The organism is Streptomyces sp. NBC_01294 (assembly GCF_035917235.1).
GTDB lineage: Bacteria > Actinomycetota > Actinomycetes > Streptomycetales > Streptomycetaceae > Streptomyces > Streptomyces caledonius.
The window spans coordinates 6248958-6270449 of record NZ_CP108423.1; the positions used below are offsets into that span (position 1 = coordinate 6248958).

The following is a 21492-nucleotide window of genomic DNA, read 5'->3' on the forward strand; positions in this document are numbered from 1 at the left end:
AGAGGATATCGGCCCCGACTGACACCCGTGGCCGCGTCGGCGCTTCCCGGCCGTCAGCCCAGGGCGGCGACCAGGTCGCCCGCCGCGAGCTGTTCGAGGCCGCAGCCGTCAACCGGACCCGGCAGCAGCCGGTATACGGAGCCGCTCGCGCCGGCGGGCGCGACCTCGCCGTCCACCAGCGCGAGGAACACCGACCGTCCCGAAGCGGCGGTGCCCGCGAGGGCGTCGACCTCCGTGGAGGCCAGCACGCCGTCCGGATCGCGCAGGCCGACCAGCCGGGCGGCGAAGGCCGCGGTGTCCTCGCCGGAGCCCCGGCGGTAGGTCCACAGCTCGTCGGGGTCGCTCGGCCGGGGCGTGCGGCGCAGCACGGCCACCTCGCGGCAGCGCGCGGCCGCGTGCCAGCCGGCCAGCTCCCACAGGGTGGTGCGGCCGGTCGAGAAGTACTGGAACAGGTCGCGGCCGATCCGGGCCAGGTCCTCCTGGTGCGCCCACACACTGTGGTAGCCCTCGTCGTCCGGCAGGTGGACGTCGGTCCACAGGAACCCGCGCCGCTCCAGGTCGACGAGGAGCGGCACATGGATCCGGGAGTTGCCGACCAGGTCGTAGCGCTGTCGCACGGTCCGCGGGTCATAGCGGGCGCAGCGGCCGGAGCGGGTGGGCAGGGCCATGAACCCGGCGAAGGCGTCGGGCAGCAGCTCGAAGGGGATGTTGTTGAAGCTGAAGACGACCGGCATGGCGAAGCGCACACCGGAGTCGGCCAATACGTCCAGGTCGATGTCCACGTACTCGCTCGCCCCGTGGGGCGCCGGCGCCGATACCAGGTCGCCGGAGTGGACGACGGCCCGCTTGCCGTGAACGAGTTTCGTGTAGTCGCACAGGCCCGCGTAGTTCCAGTCGGCGTCGAACAGCACCACCGACAGGTCCAGGTCCACGCGCTTGCGCGGCGGCTCCATCCAGTGCAGGAACATACGCAGCACCTCGCCGTCCGGCAGCGCCTGGAAGCTGCCCTTGGGGACGGTGACCAGCGCCTTGGCCGCCGCCCGCTCGGCGGAAGGGACGTGGAGGTGGGCGAGGCGGGAGTCGAGGACCGCCAGGTCGTACGGGTCGGCCGTGGCGAGCCGGCGCAGCACCTCGGCCTCGAACAGCTCGCACACCGAACGGGTCACCGCCTCGGCCAGCGGGGCCCGGTCGTCCGCCACGGTGAAGGAGTGCGCGACCTCTCCGCGAGGGAAGAACACCCGCCGGCCACCGGGCAGATGGCGGATCCGCAGCCGTCCGAGCGCGGACAGCACGGGCCCCGGCCCGGCCTTCGGCAGCCGCTGCGCCAGTACCTCGGCGACCTGCGGCGCCAGGGTGTCGGCCGCGTACAGCCGCAGCAGGTGGTCCAGGCGCCGGACGAGTTCACCGGGGCGTTCGGCCAGTACGGCCAGGGCCCGGTCCGGATCCCCGCCGCGCAGGGCCTCCTCTGCGCGTGCCAGCCAGGTGGCCGCCCGGACGCGCGAGCCGTCGATCCGTACCGCGTGCGGGTACGCGGCCGCGGTGGCGAGCAGCGCGGCGCCGAGGGCGGTGCCGGTGGTGTCGGTGCCGCGCAGCACGGCGAAGGCGAGCGCGGCGCGCGGGTGGCGGGCGTACTGCTCGAAGGGGTGCAGGATCTCGGCGGCCCGCTTCCACAGGTCCTCGTGGCGCAGTACGTCCTCGACGAGCAGCGCGGGATCGAGCCCGTCCAGGACGGCCAGCAGGTCGCGCCGCAGCGGGCGCGGCAGGGAGCGTACGCGCGGGGGGCGCAGGAGGTCGGCCTCTCCGCCGGACCACACGGCGAGCAGTCGCAGCACGTCGGTGGCGGTGGTCAGCCGCTCGGGCAGCAGGGCCCGTACGGTCTCCCGCGTGCGGCGCTCGCGCAGCAGGGTGCCCAGCACCAGGGCCTTGGTCTCGCGCACCGGTATCGCGTCCGGGAGCCAGTCCAGGCCGGCCGGCGCGTGGGCGAGGAGCACCCGGGCCTCCTCGGTGTCCTGTGGCGAGAGCGGGGTACGGCGGGCGAGGAGCTTGCCGAGGGCGGTGACGGAGTCGGCCGCGCGGTCGGTGCCGAAGGCCAGCAGCCGCAGCGGACCGCCCCCGGAGGGTACCTCCCCCGGGTGCGGGGACGGCCGGATGAACGGGTCGTCGGCGTCGACGCGGCGGTTGCAGATCGGGCAGCCGGTGTAGTCGGCGCCGTCCCAGCAGGTCCGGCAGACCAGGTGGGCGCACGGCGCGACGGGCCGGACGCTGCCGACGGTCGCGCACAGCACGCACGGCTGGTCCGGCCACTGCAGGAGCAGGGTCAGGACCCGGTCGATCCACAGTGCGTGGGTGTCGTCGGGCACCGAGGCCGGGAACGAGCGGAACAGCGGCATGTGGGTGCGGTCCGCGCCCAGCAGGATGTCGATGTCCCCGATCAACTGTGTGCCGGCGGCGGCGAGTCCGGTGGGTCCCAGCCAGGCGAACGCCGAACGCAACGGGCCCGTCAGGGCGTAGCCCCGGTCGAGCAGTTCGGCCTCCAGGGCCGTCAGGCCCTCGGTCGTCGACGGGTCGCCCGGGCGGGGCCCGGCCTGGTCGACGTAGACGGTGTGCAGACGGCGCAACAGGACGGTCGACAGCTCGGGCAAAGGGGGGAGTCCTCCGGAACCGGAAAGGGAGAGTGGGCGGGGGCGGAGAGGGGACGCGCTACGGTTTTCGGAGGAAGGTGAGAAGGAAGCACGTCGCGGAGCCGCCCCCGCGCCGCAGATACAACCACGGGTGCGGGAGCGCGCCAAGCGATTTATCGCGGCGGGGCCCCGCCGACCGCAGGGTCCGGCGCGAGCAGGGCGTGCACCAGGGCCCGTACGGACAGCAGGAACAGCCGCTCCGGATCCGCCGGGCGGGCCAGGGCGCGGGCCAGCGCCGGGTCGTGGGAGGCCGCGGCCGGGTCCCAGAGCTCGCTCTCGCCCGGGGACTGCGCGGGGGAGCGCTCGCGATTGCGCTCGACGAGCAGGAAGCCGACGATCTGGAACTGCACGGCGCGCACCGCGTCGGCCGCGCGGGCGCCGCGCAGTCCCGCGGCGTGCACCTCGTGCACCAGCGCCTGCTGGGCGGGCAGGAACATCCGCTCGGTGAGCCCGCGTTCGTGAACCATCGCGATCAGGTGCGGGCGGGTCCGCAGCTCGCGGCGCAGGATCCGGGCCACCGACAGGATCCGGTCGGCGGGGGTGCGGCCGGCGGGCCTGATCGCACCCATCTCCTCCACGGTGCGCTGCACGAGGGCGTCGAGCAGTGATTCGCGGTTGCCGACGTGCCAGTAGATGGACGTCACCGCGGTGCCCAGCTCGGCGGCGAGCCCCCGCATGGTGAGGGCGGCCGGGCCGTGCTGCTTGACCAGGGACGCGGCGGCGTCCAGTACCTCGTCGCGGGTCAGCGCGTTTCTGGCCATGGAACCGGCCCACCCATCTGTCGGAGCGTCAGTTCTGGTGCGTGCAGGGGTCTTTACCCTTCATCGGTGGCGGTGTAACTGTGTTACAGAACCGACTCCCCCCGAGCCGAGGGATGGTGCGAGACATGGCACGAGTACGGTACGGAGCGCGGACCGAGGCCGAGATCGCGGCGTCGCGCGAGAAGAGTTCCAAGCTCCCCGACATCTGGTCCACCGGCGTGGTGGCCGTCTGGGAGAGCGACCCCGACGTGGTGGCGGCGGTCCTGCCGCCACCGCTCAAGCCCGCCGAGCGGCCCCTCGTACGGGCCAACATCAGCAAGGTCGACCTGTCGGGCTACCCGCTCGGCGCCGGCTCGGTGGCCGTCGCCGCCCGGCACGGCGGGGTCGAGGGCTGGTACCCGCTCGTCATGCCCATGACCCACGAGCGCGCCCTGGTCGGCGGCCGCGAGGTGTTCGGCGAACCGAAGAAGCTCGGCGAGGTCACCGTCGAGCGCGACGGCCTCGTCATCCGGGCCTCCCTCGCCCGGCACGGGATCGCCTTCGTCGAGGTGCGCGGTGCGGTGGACCGCGCGCTGCCGCTGCCCGAGCCCACCCGGAAGATCGACTTCTATTTCAAGTTCCTGCCCGCCGTGGACGGTTCGGGCTTCGACGTGGACCCGGTGCTCGTGCACTGCACGCGCAACGAGAAGGTCCGCAAGCTGGAGCACATCACCGGGGACGTCGTCCTGCGCGAGTCGATGTTCGACCCGATCGCCGACCTCCCCGTCCGCCGGATCGTGGAGATCACCATCGGCGAGAAGACGACCGACCAGAAGGGCCGGGTCGTCGAACGGGTCAGCGCACAGGCCCTGCTCCCGTACATCCACCAGCGCTACGACGACCCGATGCAGATCCTCGACGCGCCCCCGTCGGGAAGCACCGAGGGGAGGGTCTGACGTGCGACTCGAACCGGGACAGGTGGCCGTCGTCACCGGAGCCGCCAGCGGCATCGGCCTCGCCATGGCCCGCCGCTTCGCCGCCGAGGGACTGAAGGTGGTCCTCGCCGACGTGGAGGAGGGCGCCCTGCGCAAGGCCTCCGAGGAACTGACCGCGGACGGGGCCGATGTCCTCGCCCGCACCGTCGACGTCAGCGACCGCGACTCCGTGCTCTCCCTCGCCGACGCCGCGTACGAGACCTTCGGCGCCGTCCACGTGCTCTGCAACAACGCGGGCGTCGGCTCGGGCGCCGAGGGCCGCATGTGGGAGCACGAGCCCAACGACTGGAAGTGGGCCTTCTCCGTCAACGTGTGGGGCGTCTTCCACGGCATCCAGGCCTTCGTCCCCCGCATGATCGCGGGCGGCGCGCCCGGCCACGTCGTCAACACCTCCTCCGGCGACGGCGGCATCGCCCCCCTCCCCACCGCCTCCGTGTACGCCGTCACCAAGGCGGCCGTGGTCACCATGACCGAGTCGCTCTACGCCCACCTCAAGGCGGAGGGCGCCGCCGTCGGGGCCTCCGTCCTCTTCCCCGGACCGCACATGCTGCGCACCGGGCTGTGGGAGTCGCACCGCAACCGGCCCGAGCGGTACGCGAAGGAGCGGCCGCGCAAGTCCCCGTACCGCAGCCTCGACCAGTACGAGGCGGCGATGAGGCAGGCCGGCCACGAGGTGAACTTCACGCCCGTCGAGGAGGTCGCCGGGCACGTCGTCGACGGCATCCGCTCCGACCGCTTCTGGATGCTCCCGGACAGCGAGCACAGCGACCGGCAGATCCGCGCCCGGTCGCAGTCGATGCTCGACCGGTCCAACCCCGCCTACCTGGAAAGCTTCATCCTCGACTGAGGGGCGTTCGTCGTGAGCGACATGGTGAATGACATCGTGAGTGGCACACCGATCGAAGACCCGTACCTGATCATCTCCTCCGACTGCCATGCGGGCCTGCCCACGGAGCAGTACCGGCCCTACCTGGACTCCCGCTTCCACCCCCGGTTCGACGACTTCCTCGGCGAGCGCGACGCCCGCCGCGCCGAGGCCACCCGCCTCGGGGTCCGCAACGAGGCCTTCGCCGAGAAGTGGTTCCACGACCACGAGGAAGGCCTCAAGGGCGGCTGGGACACGGGGCAGCGGCTCAAGGAACTCGACGGCGACGGCGTGGCCGCCGAGGTCGTCTTCCCCGACGCGGACGCCGTCGACAGCCAGACCGCGGCCCCCTTCGGCGTGGGCCTCGGCCTCTCCGGAGACCAGGACCCCGAGCTCGGCATGGCGGGCGCGCAGGCGCACAACCGCTGGCTGGCGGAGTTCGTCTCCGGGACCCCCGAGCGGCACTGCGGGGTCGCCCTCCTCCCCATCACCGGCGAGCCGGACAAGGTCGTCGCGGAGATCCACCGGGCCAAGGAGTCCGGGCTGGGCGCGCTGATGATCCCCGCGATGTGGGTGGACAAGGCGCCCTACCACGACCGCCGCTACGACCCGGTCTGGGCGGCGGCGGCCGAGACGCAGATGCCGATCGTCACCCACTCCGGCTCCTCACCGCGCCACGAGTACGGCGACCACCTGGGCATCTTCGTCTCCGAGGTCACCTGGTGGCCGGCCCGCCCGCTGTGGTTCCTGCTCTGGTCGGGGGTCTTCGAGCGCCACCCGGGCCTGAAGTTCGGCGTCGCAGAGTCGGGCTGCTGGTGGCTGCCGAACCAGCTGTGGTTCATGGACCGGCTCTACCTCGGCGCGCACGGCGGCAAGAAGCTCTCGCCGTTCGAGGAGCTGAAGCGGCCGCCGAGCGAGTACCTGGACCGCCAGGTCTTCATCTGCGCGACCAACACCAAGCGCCGGGAGCTGGCGCAGCGCTACGAGATCGGCGTGGACAACATCCTGTGGGGCTCGGACTTCCCGCACCCCGAGGGCACCTGGCCGGACACCCGGAACTGGCTGAGGAAGACCTTCCACGACATCCCGGTCGCCGAGACCCGCCGGATGCTGGGGCTGGCGGCGGCCGAGGTCTTCGGCTTCGACACCGCGAAGCTCGCCCCGATCGCCCGCCGGATCGGCCCCACCCCGGCCGACCTGGGCCAGTCCCCGGACCAGGCGGCGGTGGAGGCCTCCTGGGCCCGCTCGCGGGAGGTGGGCCGCCACTGGCTGACGGAGCACGACTTCCCGGTGCTGGGGGTGAACCCGTGACGGCCGCGGAGCGCTACACGGTCATCTCGGCGGACTGCCACGCGGGCGCCGACCTGCTGGACTACAAGCCGTACCTGGAGAAGCGGTACCACGACGACTTCGACGCCTGGGCCGCCACGTACGTGAACCCGTACGAGGACCTCCTCGCGGACACGGCCGACCGCAACTGGAACTCGGCGCGGCGCCTGGCGGAACTGGAGGCGGACGGGATCGTCGCCGAGGTCGTCTTCCCCAACACCATCCCGCCGTTCTTCCCCAAGGCCTCCCTCATGGCCCAGCCGCCGACGGCCGCGGAGTACACGATGCGCTGGGCCGGGCTCCAGGCCCACAACCGCTGGCTGGCGGACTTCTGCGCGGACGCGCCGGGCCGGCGGGCGGGCGTGGTGCAGATCCTCCTCAACGACGTGGAAGCGGCGGTGAAGGAGATCCGCCGCACGAAGGAGGCGGGCCTCACGGGCGGCATCCTGCTGCCCGGCGTCCCGCCCGGCTCCACCGTCCCGGAGCTCTACTCGGCGGCGTACGACCCGATCTGGGCGGTGTGCGACGAGCTGGACGTCCCGGTCAACCACCACGGCGGCTCGGCCTCGCCCCCGCTGGGGGACGAACCCGCCGCCCGCGCGGTCTTCATGGTGGAGACCACCTGGTTCTCGCACCGCGCCCTGTGGCACCTCGTCTTCGGCGGCGCCTTCCGCCGCCACCCGGGCCTCAAACTGGTCCTCACCGAGCAGGGTTCGGGATGGATCCCCGGCGTGCTGGAGATGCTGGACTACTACCACGGCCGCCTGGTCGCGGCATCGTCCACGGCCGAGTCCAAGTTCGGGGCGGGCCTCGCGGACTCCATGGGCCGGGGCCCGAGCGAGGTGTGGCGGGACAACTGCTTCGTGGGAGCCAGCTTCATGCGCCCCCACGAGGTCCCGCTGCGCGACCGGATCGGCCTCGACAAGATCATGTGGGGCAGCGACTACCCCCACGACGAGGGCACCACCCCGTTCTCCCGCGAAGGCCTCCGCATCGCCTACGCGGGCCTCCCGCGGGAGGAGGTCGCCGCGATGGTCGGCGGCAACGCGGCCCGCGTCTACGGCTTCGACCCGGGGCTGCTGGACGCGCTCGCGGCGAAGCACGGCCCGCTGGTGTCGGAGATCGCGGAGCCCCTGACCGAGATCCCCCCCGAGGCCACCAGCCCGGCCTTCGCCCGCGGGGGCTCGGTCCGGGTCTGGTGACGTGTCCCTCCGGGGCGGTCCGGGTCACAGGATCCGGATCCGCTCCGGCGGGAACAGGTGGGCACCGAGCACCTCGGTGCCCCGGTACACCTGGACGGTCAGCCCCGGCAGGCCGGCGAGCCCGCTGAGATCCACCGTGCCGCAGGAGCTGAGGGTGAGGGTGGCCAGTTCGGACAGGTCCCGCAGCGCGGCGGGCGCGGAGACGAGCCGGCAGTCGGCGAGCCACAGATGGTTGAGCCGGGGAAACCGCAGGAGGTTCCCGGGGGTCAGCTCATGGCAGTGGATCATCTGCAAGTAGGTGAGGTCGGGGGGATTCTGCGCGGCCCACAGATCACGGCTCTGATCGTCTCCGGCGATGCTCAGAGAAGCGAGTTCCGGCCAGCGCTCCAGGCCTTCCAGGGACATGCTCTCGGTTCCCTCGAACAGCCACAGCTTGGTCAGCCTCGGCAGCCCCGGCAGCTCCCCGACGGACCGGTGGCCGCCGGTCGAGCCGAGACCGAGGGAGAGCAGGCCGGTCAGCCGCTCCAGGACGTGCAGCTGGAGCCGAGGGCTGCCCAGGGTGAACAGGTGCTCCAGTTCCAGGTCCGTCAGCGGGGTGAGATCGGCCAGGGCCGGGCAGCCGTGCAGGCTGAGGCTCTCCAGCCGCGGCAGCGCCGCCAGCGGCCCGATGTCGGTCAGGTCAGGGGAGTCCACCACGTGGAGGACGCGCAGGCCGCGCCGCCCCGAGATCTCCACGGGGATCTCCGGGAATCCGACCAGGCGCAGCCGTTCGAACTGCTGGAGCGCTCCGAGGCAGGCGAGCTGCTCGACCGTCCTCACCGTCAGCACGCCGTAGCCGAGGTCGGCCCCGCCGAGCACGCCCTCCGCGTAGGCGTGGGCCTCGAAGCGGGCCCACGCGTCGTCGAGTTCGTACGCGGCCTTCGGCCCGGTCTCCGCACGGAAGCGGCGGATCACCGTCAGCGCGCGCTCCCCGCCGACCAGGGCCGCCGTGCGGATGGTGCCGGCTGCGGCCAGGTCGCTCATCCCGTCCTCCGGGAAGGGAAGCAGGTCCAGGACCAGTTCGCCCGCCCCGGCCAGTTGCTCGGCCTGTTCAGGACCGCGCGGTGGCAGCAGCTCCGCGGTTCGGGCCAGCACGGCCGACGAGACCTCCGGATCCAGTTCGGAGGCGTGTTCCAGGCAGGCCGCCGCCAGGAGGACCAGCCGGTTGCGGGAGCCCTTGACCTTGTCGGCTCGGCGGAGCAGTCCTCGCAGCAGGCGGGTGCGTTCGTCCGGGCGGGCGTGGCCCACGGCCATGCGGACCACGTCGTCCCAGGTGTCGTCGTGGGCGTTTCTCACCAGGACCCCGAAGTCACGGGACTCCACGGCCGCCTTGGCCCCCAAGTAGTCCTGGAAGGTGCGGTGGACGAAGATCACCGAGCCCGGCGCCGGTTCCAGGAGCAGGCCGCTGCGGATCAGCAGGTGGGCGAAGACCTGTTCCGCGCCGCCCTGAGCCCGCACCTGCGGCATCGAGTCCAGCCACTCGCCGACCATCTCGACGGACTCGTCGCGGCCCGCCTCCACCTGGCCGTTGCGGATCAGCCAGTACGCCAGCCGCTGGAGCAGCGCGATCTGTTCGTCGCGGGTGAGGTAGACCCCCTCGACCCCGCTGATCTCCCGTTCCGTGTCCCGGCGGACCAGCAGCATGTCCAGGGCCGCGTCGTACAGCTCCTTGCGGGCGCGGGGCAGCTGCATCCGCCGGTCCTGGTTCAGCGCGCAGAGCAGCGCGCACATCAGCGGGTTGGTGGCCAGCCGGGCCAGGTCCCGCCGGGAGGCGACCGCTTCGAGCAGCGAGGCCTCGTACGCATCCACCTCCTGGCCCTGCGCCCGTGCCGCCGCGTGCCAGTGCGCGACGAAGGCCCGGATGTCCGTCTGCTCCATCGGCATCAGCGAGTGGGAGGTGAAGCCGAGGCCCGCGAGCCAGTCCTCCGGTACCGCCGACGGGCGGGTCGTCACCACGTACCGCGCCGCCGGGAACGCCGAGATCAGCGAGCGCAGCCACGCCTCCGTGCGGGCGCGCAGCCGCTGCGGGACCTCGTCCACGCCGTCCACCAGGACCAACGCCCGACCCGAGGCCATGAGTTTCTCGGTCCAGCCCGGTGGAGCCGTCAGAGGTACACCCGACGCGCGCAGGAAGTCCTCCGGCAGGGGCAGGCCGTCGGCCGAGGTGAACGCCCGCAGCCGCAGTACGAAGGGGACGGACGTGCTCCACGGGCCATCGGCCTGCCGGGCCGAATTCAGGGCCAGCCACTGGACAAGGGTCGACTTCCCCGATCCCGCCGGGCCGCGCAGCAGGACCCGGTCGGACGTGCCGAGCGCCTGCTCCGCCCGGAGCGAGGTCTGGTGCATCCCCGGCTCGCCCGGCATCAGCTGCGGCTCAGCGCTCACCGCCAGGCTGATGTAGGCCACGTCCAGCGGCCATTCCTGGCGGGAGCGGCTGAGGGTGAGGCCGTAGAGCTGGAGGCGGCCGTGGGTGTCGGCCACGTAGCGGGCGTAGCGCTCCTCGAAGGCGTACGCCGCCCCGTCCCCGCCCTCCTGAAGCCGGTCGACCGCCCGGGTCAGCTCCCCGGTGCGCCGCACCAGTTCGACGTCCGCCCGGGCCCCGAAGCCCGGCAGGGTGGTCACGTACTCCACCGCGTGCGCGCAGCACAGCCGCACCAGCCGCCCGTACAGCGCCTCGGCCGCGGCGCCCAGGCCGGCCGGGGGCGCAGGCACGGCCGCCGCCAGGGCCGACGGCTCCAGGTCCGCCGCGAACAGGGCGTCCGCGTCCAGCGGGCCGAGCGCGGCGAAGGCGTCGCCGACCGCGGCCAGGGCCGCCAGGCGCTCGTGCTCCGGGAGGCGGGCTGTGGCGTTGCCGAGGCGGGCCGCCAGGGTGTCCGCCAGGCGGCGGATCTCCGCCTCGCCCAGTTCCGCGGACGGCCCGCGCCAGCGCGGCACCGGGCGGGCCGGATCCGGCGTCAGCCCCGCTCCCGGGGCCCGGGCCAGCAGCGACTTCACCAGCGCCCCCGCCGCCGTACCCGCCACCCGTAAGAGAACCGTCTCGAAACCCGTCATTCCCCACCCTCCCCGAACCGTCGGTAACCTCGATGGATACCGATCGGTAACAACCCCTAGCGCACCCGCTGAGCCGCCTCTATGGTGCGGACATGCCGAACCTGCCCGATGTCGTGCTGTGGTCCATACCCGCCTTCGTGCTGCTCACCGTCATCGAAGTGGTGAGCTACCGGTTGCATCCCGACGAGGACGCCGCCGGATACGACACCAAGGACGCCGTCACCAGCATCACCATGGGGCTCGGCAGCATCGGCTTCGACCTCCTCTGGAAGATCCCGGTGGTCGCGGTCTTCACCGCCGTCTACGAACTCACCCCGCTGCGCGTGCCGTTCCTGTGGTGGACCGTCCCGCTGATGCTGCTCGCCCAGGACTTCCTCTACTACTGGCAGCACCGCGGCCACCACGTCATCCGCATCCTGTGGGCCTGCCACGTCGTCCACCACAGCAGCCGGCGCTTCAACCTCACCACCGCCCTGCGCCAGCCCTGGACCAGCGCGACCACGTGGTGGTTCTACCTGCCGATGGTGGCCCTCGGGGTGCACCCGGCGGTGATCCCGTTCTGCTACGGCATCAACCTCCTCTACCAGTTCTGGGTCCACACCGAGCGCATCGGCAAGCTGCCCCGGGCCTACGAGTACGTCTTCAACACCCCCTCCCACCACCGCGTCCACCACGCCTCCCAGGGCGGCTACCTGGACCGCAACTACGGCGGCATCCTGATCCTCTGGGACCGGATGTTCGGATCCTGGGTCGGGGAGACCGACAAGCCGGTCTACGGCCTCACGAAGAACATCGCCACGCACAACCCGCTGCGCGTGGCCACCCACGAGTACGCCGCCATCGCGCGGGACGTACGCGCCGCCGGGAGCTGGAGCCAGCGGGCGGGACACGTTTTCCGCGGCCCCGGCTGGCAGCCCGCGCCGGCATCCGCGTCTGCGCCGGCATCCGCGTCTGCGCCGGCATCCGCGTCTGCGCCGGCATCCGCGTCTGCGCCGGCATCCGCGTCTGCGCCGGCATCCGTGCCTGCGCCGGCATCCGTGCCCGCGCCCGCATCCGTACCCGCTCCGGCCACCGGCACCGCTGCCGACGCCGCCGTGCAGGCCCCGGCACCCGCCACGCCGGCCGCACAGGCTCCGGCCGCGCAGGCCCCGGCCCCCGCCGTCGACACGGCCGTTCAGGAGACCACCGCGTGAGCACCGCCGAGTCCCCGGGCCGCCCCGCCCCCTCCTGGGCCGCCGACCGCGCGCCGGGCGCGCGGCTGCGCCTCGGCCGGGCCGCCCTCGTGGCCTTCGCCGCGGCCACCGCCGTCGACCTCGGGTCCCTGCTGGCCGACTGGCACCTCGGGCACGTCCTCGCCAAGCCGCTGCTGATGCCGCTGCTCGTCGTCTACGTGATCACCCGCGGCGCGCCCCGCCTGCTGGTCGCCGCGCTGCTGTTCGGCTGGGGCGGCGACCTCGCGCTGCTCTTCGACGCCGAGCCCGCCTTCCTCATCGGCATGGGCTCCTTCGCCGTCGGCCACGTCTGCTACCTCGTCCTGTTCGGCAAGCGGGCCGCGAACCCGCTGCTCGGGGGCGCGTACACGCTCGCCCTCCTCGGGACGGTCGCCCTGCTGTGGGCCGACCTGCCGCCCGACCTGCGGATCCCCGTCGCCGGCTACAGCCTGCTGCTCACCGCCATGGCGTTCCGCTCCAGCGCCCTCGGCCTGCGGGCCGGCATCGGCGGGGCGCTGTTCCTGCTCTCCGACACCCTCATCGCGAGCGGCGTCGCCGACTGGCCCCAGCTGCCCCGCCCGGACTTCTGGATCATGGCCACCTACGTGGCCGCCCAGTACCTCCTGGCCACCGGTGTGACCTCCCGGGAAGCAGGCGTACGGTAGGACGGTTCCTCAGTCATACAAGACTGAACGACCCCGATCCGGAGGACTGCACCACCATGCGCGCCACCGTCATCCACGCCCCGCACGACATCCGGGTGGAGGAGGTGCCCGACGCTGCGATCCAGCGCCCCGAGGACGCCGTCGTCCGCGTCCTGCGCGCCTGCATCTGCGGCAGCGACCTGTGGGCCTACCGCGGCGAGGCCGAGCGTCAGCCCGGTCAGCGCATCGGTCACGAGTTCCTGGGCATCGTCGAGGAGACCGGCCCGTCCGTCTCGGGCCTCCGCGCCGGCGACCTGGTCGTCGCGCCGTTCATGTGGTCGGACGGCACCTGCGAGTACTGCAAGGAGGGCCTGTTCACCTCCTGCGACCACGGCGGTTTCTGGGGCTCGGTCGGCCACGACGGCGGCCAGGGCGAGGCCGTCCGCGTCCCGCACGCCGACGGCACCCTGGTGAAGCTGCCCGCCGAGGCCGTCTCCGACGACCACCTGCTGACCGGGCTGCTCGCGCTCTCCGACGTCATGGGCACCGGCCACCACGCGGCGCTGGGCGCCGGCGTGCGCCTGGGCTCCACGGTCGCCGTGGTCGGCGACGGCGCGGTCGGCCTGTGCGGCGTCCTCGCCGCCAAGCGACTCGGCGCCGAGCGGATCATCGCACTGGGCCGCCACACCGCCCGTACGGACATAGCCAGGCTCTTCGGTGCCACCGACGTCGTCGCCGAGCGCGGCGAGGCCGCCGAGGCGGCCGTGCGCGAGCTCACCGGCGGCCGCGGCGCGCACGCGGTCATCGAGGCGGTCGGCACCGAGCAGTCCATGCGCACCGCCGTGAACATCACCCGCGACGGCGGGTCCGTCGGCTACGTCGGCGTCCCGCACGGCAGCGGCACCGGCCTCGACCTCGGTGTGATGTTCGACCGCAACATCACCCTGCGCGGCGGCGTGGCCCCGGTGCGCGCCTACATCCCGGAGCTGCTGGAGGACGTGCTCAGCGGCGCGATCGACCCGTCGCCCGTCTTCGACCGGGCCGTGTCCCTGGACGAGGTCCCGGACGGCTACCGCGCGATGGACGACCGCAGCGCGCTCAAGGTGCTGATCAAGCTCTGACCGGCTGAACGGACGACCAGACGAACGGACGGGCCGGGCGGGGTGATCCCCGCCCGGCCCGTCCGTTCACCGTTACCGCTGCCGCCTACTTCACGGCCTTGAGCGCGTCGACCACGCCGTGGCCGTAGTAGCCGGTCTGGCCCCACTTGCTCGCGCAGGTGGTGGCGTCGATCAGGGCGCCCGCGGCGTCGTAGATCTGCGTCGGGCAGGCCGCCTTGGTGGACTGGAACTTCAGCATCGTCTGGAGCTGCGCCGGCGTGGCCGACGGGTGGGCGCTCTTGAGCAGCGCCGCGACGCCCGCGACGTGCGGGGCGGCCATCGAGGTGCCCTGCTTGTAGCCGTAGCCCCCGCCCGGGACGGTGGACAGCACGCGCCCGTTGGCGTCCGGGGTGGCCGGGACCTGCCATTTGTCGCCGCCGGGGGCGGCGACGTCCACGACCCCGAGGCCGTAGCTGGAGTAGTACGAGCGCAGGCCCTTGTCACCGGTCGCCGAGACCGTGACCACGCCCGGCAGCTGCGTCGGCAGGTCCAGGCAGACCTTCGGGTCGATGGTGCGCGGCACCGGGGTGGTGTCGTTGGGGCTGGTGTCGTCGACGAGGGAGTCGGCCGCCAGGTCCTGGTTGGAGTTGCCGGCCGAGGCCACGTGGAGCGTGCCCTTGCGCTCGGCGTACTTGGTGGCCCGGGCGATGGCCTCCACCAGCGCCTTCTGGTCGTCGTCCGTCTTGCAGTTGAAGAGCCAGGGGTCGACGTAGTAGCTGTTGTTGGTCACCTCGATCCCCTTCTCGGCGGCGAACATGAAGCCGCAGACGACAGCCTCGGTGTAGAAGAGGCTGGTCCCGGGCTCGCTCACCTTGATCGCGGCGATCTTCACGCCGGGCGCCACACCGCTGATGCCGAGGCCGTTGCGCGGGGCCCCGATGGTGCCGGCCACGTGCGTGCCGTGGTCGCTGCCGTCGGCGTACGGGCGCCAGGCGCCCTCGGTGGTGTCCGCGACACCGCCGACGCAGTTGGCGGACTGGCCCTTGGAGAAGTTCGGGGCGAGATCGGGGTGGGTGTCGTCGACACCCGTGTCGATGATGCCCACGGTGACGTCCCGGCTGCCATCGTTGATCTTGTGAGCCTCGTCGGCCCTGATCGTCCGCAGGTCCCACTGGTTGGGTTCGAGCGGCTCCTGCCCGTCCTGGGCCTGCGCCGCGGCCTTGGCCGCGTCCGCCGCGCTCAGCTGCTGGGTCGCCCCTTCCTCGGTGGTCTGCACCGCCTGGAGCGGGGCCGTCCGGGTGGCGCCGACCGACACGAACAGGCCCCGCTGGGCTCGCAGCTGCTTGGCGAAGTCCGGGTTCTGGGAATGTGCGACGACGACGCCGATCTGCTCATAGGCCGTCACCACCGTTCCGCCGGCCCGCTCCACGGCCTTCTTCGCCGCCTTCATCGTGGCGTACGTGTTCAGGTTCGCCACGTACGACAGCTTGGGGCCGGAGGTCTCGGGCTTCGAGGCCGCCGTCCCGGCCGTGTTGTCCAGCGGGGCGGCGGAGGCCGCGACCGAGGGCAGGAAGGCGAGCGAAGCGGTGAGCGCCAGGCCGACCGGTACGGAGAGGGCGCGCCGGCTGCGGGGTCCCAGATGAGCCATGGGTTCTCCAGATCATCGTGAAAAAGCCGCCCTGACGCGGTCGCGTCGGGCGGGTCCATGACAAGTGAACCTAGTGCTGTCGTTCCCCTCCCCGCCATCAGTTCGAGAAATCAGTTTCCGAAGAATCCACGGGTGTTGAACCGTCCCGACACGCCGGCCGTGCCGTTGACAGGGGGGCTCGGCACCACCGTCCCCCCACACGGAGGTTGTTTTGTCCGTCGTCCCCACCGCACCTGCGTCACAAGGAGATCCCCCCGTGACCACCGAAGCAGCGCCGCCTCCCGGCAGCACGGGAACGCCACTGGCGGGCCCCACGGCCGATGACTACGCGAGCGTCCAGAAGAGCGCGGAATTCGCCGAACTGCGCCGCTCCTACCGCTCCTTCGCCTTCCCGCTCACCGTGGCCTTCATCGCCTGGTACCTGCTCTACGTCCTGCTGTCCAACTACGCGGGCGGCTTCATGGGGACCAAGCTCTTCGGCAACATCAACGTCGCCCTCGTGCTCGGCCTCGCCCAGTTCGCGACGACCTTCCTGATCGCCTGGCTGTACGCGCGGCACGCCGCCGCCGAGCTCGACCCCAAGGCCGGGGCCATCAAGGCGCGGATGGAGGCCGCGGAATGAGCGGTACGCACCACCTGACGACGGTCGCCGCGGGCGCCTCCGAGCACCGCCCGCTGATCATCGCCCTCTTCGGGCTGTTCGTCGTCGCCACCCTGATCATCACCATCTGGGCCGGCCGCCAGACCAAGGACGCCGCCGACTTCTACGCGGGCGGCCGCCAGTTCACCGGCTTCCAGAACGGCCTCGCCATCTCCGGCGACTACATGTCCGCCGCGTCCTTCCTCGGCATCGCCGGAGCCATCGCCCTCTTCGGCTACGACGGCTTCCTCTACTCCATCGGCTTCCTCGTCGCCTGGCTGGTCGCCCTGCTGCTCGTCGCCGAGCCGCTGCGCAACTCCGGCCGCTACACGATGGGCGACGTCCTCGCGTACCGGATGCGCCAGCGGCCCGTCCGCACCGCCGCCGGCACCTCCACCATCGTGGTCTCGATCTTCTACCTGCTCGCCCAGATGGCCGGCGCCGGCGTGCTCGTCTCGCTGCTCCTGGGCATCACCAACGACGGCGGCAAAGTGGCCGTCGTCGCACTCGTCGGCGTCCTGATGATCGTCTACGTGACCATCGGCGGAATGAAGGGCACCACCTGGGTCCAGATGATCAAGGCCGTCCTGCTGATCGCCGGCGCGCTGCTGATCACCGTCCTGGTCCTGGTGAAGTTCAACTTCAACGTCTCCGACCTGCTGGGCAAGGCCGCGGAGAACAGCGGACAAGGGGTGAAGTTCCTCGAACCAGGCCTCAAGTACGGCAAGGACTCGACGTCGAAGCTGGACTTCATCTCGCTCGGCATCGCCCTCGTCCTCGGCACCGCCGGCCTGCCGCACATCCTGATCCGGTTCTACACCGTGCCCACCGCCCAGGCCGCCCGCAAGTCCGTGAACTGGGCCATCGGCATCATCGGCGCCTTCTACCTGATGACCATCGCCCTCGGATTCGGGGCCGCGGCCCTGCTGGAGCGGGCCGACATCCTGGCCTCGAACAAGGCCGGCAACACCGCGGCGCCGCTGCTCGCCCAAGCCGTCGGCGGCGGACCCGACTCCACCGGCGGCGCCATCCTGCTCGCCGTGATCTCCGCCGTCGCCTTCGCCACCATCCTCGCCGTGGTCGCGGGCCTGACCCTCGCCTCCTCCTCGTCCTTCGCACACGACCTGTACGTGAACGTGATCCGCAAGGGCAACGCCACCGAGAAGGAGGAGGTCCGCGCGGCCCGCTGGTCCACGGTCGTCATCGGGGCCGTCGCCATCGGCCTGGGTGCCCTCGCCCGTGACCTGAACGTGGCCGGCCTGGTCGCCCTCGCCTTCGCGGTCGCCGCCTCCGCCAACCTGCCGACGATCCTCTACAGCCTCTTCTGGAAGCGCTTCACCACCCAGGGGGCGCTCTGGTCCATCTACGGCGGGCTGATCTCGGCGGTCGGCCTGGTGCTGTTCTCCCCGGTCGTGTCCGGCAAGCCCACCTCGATGTTCAAGGACGCCGACTTCTACTGGTTCCCGCTGGAGAACCCGGGCATCATCTCGATCCCCCTCGGCTTCCTCCTGGGATGGCTGGGAACCGTCCTGTCGAAGGAGAAGGCCGACCCGCAGAAGTTTGCCGAGCTGGAGGTCCGCTCCCTCACCGGTACCGGGGCGCACTGACATCGTACGAACACCCAGCGTGGCCGCGTCGTAGGTCCGTACGACGCGGCCACGTTACGTCTCGTTCATTTGGGCAGCTCTACATGACACACGCGTCGCGTACGCTCGAAATAGAACGCGTGACGTAGATCCAATGCGACGCGCACCCTACAGATCCGGACAGGGGAGTGGGCCCACAGTGCTTCTCGACACCTACGGCCGCGTGGCCACCGACCTGCGCGTCTCCCTCACCGACAAGTGCAACCTGCGCTGCACCTACTGCATGCCCGAGGAGGGACTGCAGTGGCTCGGCAAGTCCGATCTGCTCAGTGACGACGAGATCGTCCGGCTGATCCGCATCGCGGTCACCATGCTCGGGATCACCGAGGTCCGCTTCACCGGCGGCGAGCCGCTGCTGCGCCCCGGCCTCGTCGGGATCGTCGAGCGGTGCGCGGCCCTGGAGCCCCGCCCGAAGATGTCGCTCACCACCAACGGCATCGGCCTCAAGCGCACCGCACAGGCGCTCAAGGCCGCCGGCCTGGACCGGGTGAACGTCTCCCTGGACACGCTGCGGCCCGAGGTCTTCAAGACCCTCACCCGCCGCGACCGGCACCACGACGTCATCGACGGCATGGCCGCGGCCCGCGACGCCGGCCTGACCCCGGTCAAGGTCAACGCCGTGCTCATGCCCGGCCTCAACGACGACGAGGCCCCCGGCCTGCTCGCCTGGGCCGTGGAGAACGAGTACGAGCTCCGCTTCATCGAGCAGATGCCGCTCGACGCCCAGCACGGCTGGAAGCGCGACGGCATGATCACCGCCGGGGACATCCTGCAGTCCCTGCGCACCCGCTTCACGCTCACCGAGGAAGGCGCCGACGAGCGCGGCTCCGCACCCGCCGAGCGCTGGGTGGTCGACGGTGGCCCGGCCACCGTCGGCGTCATCGCCTCCGTCACCCGCCCGTTCTGCGGCGCCTGCGACCGCACCCGGCTCACGGCCGACGGCCAGGTCCGTACGTGCCTGTTCGCCACCGAGGAGTCGGACCTGCGCGCCGCCCTGCGCTCGGGAGCCCCGGACGAGGAGATCGCCCGGCTGTGGAAGGTCGCGATGTGGGGCAAGAAGGCCGGGTCCGGTCTCGACGACCCGTCCTTCCTGCAGCCCGACCGCCCGATGTCCGCGATCGGCGGCTGACCCGCTTCAGCGCAGGCGCTCCGAGCCCTCCGGCTGCACCCACTCGTCGAGCTTCACGACGTCCTTGAGGAAACCGCGGACCCCCAGGAACTGGGAGAGGTGTTCGCGGTGCTCCTCGCACGCCAGCCAGGTCTTGCGCCGCTCCGGCGTGTGCAGCGTCGGGTTGTTCCACGCCAGGACCCATACGGCCGCGTCGCGGCAGCCCTTGGCGGAGCAGGTGGGGGTTTCGTCGGGGGCGGCGGAGGCGGAAGAAGTCACGGCCCCACCCTAGAACGGAATGGCGACGCCGAGCAGCCACGGGGGGAGCTGCCCGGCGTCGGTCCGTCGCTCCGACGGGGGATGCGGAGCGCGTGAGCAGTATGTCACGCAGGACCCGGTGGAGTGCACCGGAACTTCATGATTGATCTGAGCTTTTCTTGAGGTTTCCGGCATCCAGTGCCGGCCGCACAGGGGCCGGGACGAAGTGCGAGGGCAGCGAGGGCGTCGACTCGCGCCCCGCGTTGGCGATGACCACGGCCACGTACGGCAGCAGGGCTCCCGCGACGAGCGTCACGATGGCCACGGGGCGCTGCACGTTCCACAACAGCACGGTCGCGATGACCGAAAGGGTCCTGACGACCATCGAGATCACGTACCGGCGCTGGCGGCCCCGGACGTCCTCGGCGAGCCCCATCCGCGCACCGGTGATACGGAAGACCTCGGCCCCGTTCCGCTTCTGCCGCTTCGTCCGCTCCACGCTCCACCACCTGATCACCCGCCGGCCGCTGCCCGGCCCGGACCCTCCCACCGTACGCGGCCCCCGTCAGCGCGAGGAGAGGGGGCACCCCTATCGGTGCTGTCCGAAATGCGTTGTACGCCGGACGGGTCGAGACTGGGCCCACGTGCGCACAACGCGCCAGGAGGAGGCTCGACATGTCTTGGTTGTGGGCGATCATCGTCGGTTTCGTGCTGGGGCTGATAGCGCGGGCCATCCTGCCGGGCAAGCAGCACCAGCCCCTCTGGCTGACCACCCTCTTCGGCATCGCCGGCGCGGTCCTCGGCAACGCCGTGGCCACCTGGATCGGCGTCGGCGAGACCAGGGGCATCGACTGGATCCGCCACCTGCTGCAGCTCGCCGGCGCGGTCGCCGTGGTCGCGCTCGGCGAGATGGTCTACGGATCGATCCGGGGCCGCGGGCGCCAGACGACGTGAGGCACCCCGGATCATGACGGAGGGGCCGGCCGGACCGCATGTCCGCACCGGCCCCTCCGCCGTGTTCCGTGCCGCCCCGACGCGCCGGGCGCCGGTGACGTCCGCTCAGGCGCCGGTGACCTCCACCGCGGCCAGGTTCTTCTTGCCGCGGCGCAGCACCAGCCAGCGCCCGTGCAGCAGGTCCTCCTTGGCGGGGACCGCGTCCTCGGCGGCGACCTTCACGTTGTTCACGTAGGCGCCGCCCTCCTTCACGGTCCGGCGCGCCGCCGACTTGCTCGCGACCAGGCCGGTCTCCGCGAACAGGTCGACGACCGGGCCGAGGTCCGTCGCCGCCACCTTGACGTGCGGCAGCTCGGACAGGGCCGCGGCCAGCGTGGCATCGCTCAGCTCCGCCAGGTCGCCCTGACCGAACAGCGCCTTCGACGCGGCGATCACGGCGGCGCACTGGTCGGCGCCGTGCACGAGCGTGGTCAGCTCCTCCGCCAGCGCCCGCTGCGCGGCACGCGCCTGCGGCCGCTCGGCGGTCTGCGCCTCCAGCACCTCCAGCTCCTCGCGGGACTTGAAGGAAAGGATCCGCATGTAGGTGGAGATGTCCCGGTCGTCCACGTTCAGCCAGAACTGGTAGAACGCGTACGGCGTGGTCATCTCCGGGTCGAGCCAGACGGCCCCGCTCTCGGACTTGCCGAACTTGGTGCCGTCCGCCTTGACCATCAGCGGGGTCGCCAGCGCGTGCACGACCGCGCCCGGCTCGACCCGGTGGATCAGGTCGAGTCCGGCCGTCAGGTTGCCCCACTGGTCGGAGCCGCCCTGCTGGAGCACGCAGCCGTAGCGCCGGTACAGCTCCAGGAAGTCCATGCCCTGGAGCAGCTGGTAGCTGAACTCGGTGTAGCTGATGCCCTGGTCGGAGTCCAGCCGCTTGGCGACGGAGTCCTTCGTCAGCATCTTGTTGACGCGGAAGTGCTTGCCGATGTCCCGGAGGAACTCGATGGCGGACATGCCCGCCGTCCAGTCCAGGTTGTTCACCATGAGCGCCGCGTTCTCGCCCTCGAAGGACAGGAACGGCTCGATCTGGGTGCGCAGCCGGGTCACCCAGTTGGCGATGGTCTCCGGGGCGTTCAGCGTCCGCTCGGCCGTCGGCCGCGGGTCGCCGATCTGCCCGGTGGCCCCGCCGACCAGCGCCAGCGGCCGGTTCCCGGCCAGCTGGAGCCGGCGCACGGTGAGCACCTGCACCAGGTGCCCCACGTGCAGCGAGGCGGCCGTCGGGTCGAAGCCGCAATAGAACGTGACCGGACCGTCCGCGAACGCCTTGCGCAGCGCTTCTTCGTCAGTGGACTGGGCGAAGAGCCCACGCCACTTCAGTTCGTCGACGATGTCCGTCACG

At 71.8% G+C, this 21492-nt stretch carries 18 protein-coding genes; 11 read left to right on the forward strand and 7 right to left on the reverse strand.

Annotation, left to right across the window (positions count from 1 at the left end; all coding sequences use genetic code 11):
• Positions 1 to 53 precede the first annotated feature (53 nt).
• Both OG534_RS28265 and OG534_RS28270 read right to left on the reverse strand, forming a co-directional pair.
• The gene (locus tag OG534_RS28265) at positions 54 to 2642 is read right to left on the reverse strand and encodes an MXAN_6230/SCO0854 family RING domain-containing protein (RefSeq protein ID WP_326591709.1); all 2589 of its coding nucleotides are present in this window, start codon (positions 2640 to 2642) and stop codon (positions 54 to 56) included.
• Between the two features lie 152 nt (positions 2643 to 2794).
• Entirely contained in the window at positions 2795 to 3442 is a 648-nt protein-coding gene (locus tag OG534_RS28270) for a TetR/AcrR family transcriptional regulator (RefSeq protein WP_326591710.1), read from the reverse strand.
• 125 nt (positions 3443 to 3567) lie between these two features.
• Here OG534_RS28270 and OG534_RS28275 point away from each other — a divergent pair, with 125 nt between their 5' ends.
• The 4 genes from OG534_RS28275 to OG534_RS28290 are packed head-to-tail and all read left to right on the forward strand — an operon-like array spanning position 3568 to position 7812.
• Positions 3568 to 4377: an acetoacetate decarboxylase family protein gene (locus OG534_RS28275; protein ID WP_326591711.1), complete on the forward strand. Its 810-nt coding sequence runs from the start codon at positions 3568 to 3570 to the stop codon at positions 4375 to 4377.
• Between the two features lies 1 nt (position 4378).
• Entirely contained in the window at positions 4379 to 5263 is an 885-nt protein-coding gene (locus OG534_RS28280; protein ID WP_326591712.1) for an SDR family NAD(P)-dependent oxidoreductase, read from the forward strand.
• Between the two features lie 21 nt (positions 5264 to 5284).
• Entirely contained in the window at positions 5285 to 6592 is a 1308-nt protein-coding gene (locus OG534_RS28285) for an amidohydrolase family protein (RefSeq protein ID WP_326593907.1), read from the forward strand.
• On the forward strand, positions 6589 to 7812 hold the full coding sequence (locus OG534_RS28290) for an amidohydrolase family protein (RefSeq protein WP_326591713.1): 1224 nt from the start codon (positions 6589 to 6591) through the stop codon (positions 7810 to 7812). The genes OG534_RS28285 and OG534_RS28290 overlap by 4 nt, the downstream gene beginning before the upstream one ends.
• Positions 7813 to 7836: 24 nt before the next feature.
• Here OG534_RS28290 and OG534_RS28295 read toward each other — a convergent pair whose 3' ends face one another.
• Entirely contained in the window at positions 7837 to 10902 is a 3066-nt protein-coding gene (locus OG534_RS28295; protein WP_326591714.1) for an NACHT domain-containing protein, read from the reverse strand.
• Positions 10903 to 10994: 92 nt separating this feature from the next.
• Between OG534_RS28295 and OG534_RS28300 the strand changes: the two genes are divergently transcribed.
• From OG534_RS28300 to OG534_RS28310, 3 genes are read left to right on the forward strand one after another with little or no spacing between them, the layout of a single operon-like run.
• Positions 10995 to 12095 carry a sterol desaturase family protein gene (locus OG534_RS28300; RefSeq protein ID WP_326591715.1) on the forward strand — a complete coding sequence of 367 codons (1101 nt, stop codon included), beginning with the start codon at positions 10995 to 10997 and terminating at the stop codon, positions 12093 to 12095.
• Positions 12092 to 12778, forward strand: coding sequence for a lysoplasmalogenase (locus OG534_RS28305; protein ID WP_442807161.1), 687 nt, complete (start codon positions 12092 to 12094; stop codon positions 12776 to 12778). Before OG534_RS28300 ends, OG534_RS28305 begins: the two co-directional genes overlap by 4 nt.
• A gap of 56 nt (positions 12779 to 12834) precedes the next feature.
• Positions 12835 to 13878, forward strand: a complete 1044-nt coding sequence (locus OG534_RS28310; RefSeq protein ID WP_326591717.1) for a zinc-dependent alcohol dehydrogenase family protein — start codon at positions 12835 to 12837, stop codon at positions 13876 to 13878.
• Between the two features lie 85 nt (positions 13879 to 13963).
• Here the strand turns inward: OG534_RS28310 and OG534_RS28315 are convergent, their stop codons facing one another.
• Positions 13964 to 15505: a S8 family serine peptidase gene (locus OG534_RS28315; RefSeq protein WP_326591718.1), complete on the reverse strand. Its 1542-nt coding sequence runs from the start codon at positions 15503 to 15505 to the stop codon at positions 13964 to 13966.
• Between the two features lie 256 nt (positions 15506 to 15761).
• Between OG534_RS28315 and OG534_RS28320 the strand changes: the two genes are divergently transcribed.
• The 3 genes from OG534_RS28320 to moaA all read left to right on the forward strand — a co-directional run bounded on the left by OG534_RS28320 (position 15762) and on the right by moaA (position 18920).
• A complete protein-coding gene (locus OG534_RS28320) occupies positions 15762 to 16127 on the forward strand; it encodes a DUF485 domain-containing protein (protein WP_326591719.1) in 366 nt (121 codons plus the stop codon).
• The gene (locus OG534_RS28325; protein ID WP_326591721.1) at positions 16124 to 17752 is read left to right on the forward strand and encodes a solute symporter family protein; all 1629 of its coding nucleotides are present in this window, start codon (positions 16124 to 16126) and stop codon (positions 17750 to 17752) included. Before OG534_RS28320 ends, OG534_RS28325 begins: the two co-directional genes overlap by 4 nt.
• A 178-nt stretch (positions 17753 to 17930) precedes the next feature.
• On the forward strand, positions 17931 to 18920 hold the full coding sequence (gene moaA, locus OG534_RS28330) for a GTP 3',8-cyclase MoaA (protein WP_326591722.1): 990 nt from the start codon (positions 17931 to 17933) through the stop codon (positions 18918 to 18920).
• 6 nt (positions 18921 to 18926) lie between these two features.
• Here the strand turns inward: moaA and OG534_RS28335 are convergent, their stop codons facing one another.
• The gene (locus OG534_RS28335) at positions 18927 to 19178 is read right to left on the reverse strand and encodes a hypothetical protein (RefSeq protein WP_326591724.1); all 252 of its coding nucleotides are present in this window, start codon (positions 19176 to 19178) and stop codon (positions 18927 to 18929) included.
• Between the two features lie 136 nt (positions 19179 to 19314).
• The gene (locus OG534_RS28340) at positions 19315 to 19656 is read right to left on the reverse strand and encodes a DUF3099 domain-containing protein (RefSeq protein WP_326591725.1); all 342 of its coding nucleotides are present in this window, start codon (positions 19654 to 19656) and stop codon (positions 19315 to 19317) included.
• Positions 19657 to 19832: 176 nt separating this feature from the next.
• On the opposite strand from OG534_RS28340, the gene OG534_RS28345 reads away from it, so the two are divergent.
• Positions 19833 to 20111, forward strand: a complete 279-nt coding sequence (locus tag OG534_RS28345) for a GlsB/YeaQ/YmgE family stress response membrane protein (RefSeq protein WP_326591726.1) — start codon at positions 19833 to 19835, stop codon at positions 20109 to 20111.
• 105 nt (positions 20112 to 20216) lie between these two features.
• On the opposite strand, the gene tyrS is transcribed toward OG534_RS28345, so the two are convergent.
• A complete protein-coding gene (gene tyrS / locus OG534_RS28350) occupies positions 20217 to 21491 on the reverse strand; it encodes a tyrosine--tRNA ligase (RefSeq protein WP_326591727.1) in 1275 nt (424 codons plus the stop codon).
• Position 21492: the final 1 nt, after the last annotated feature.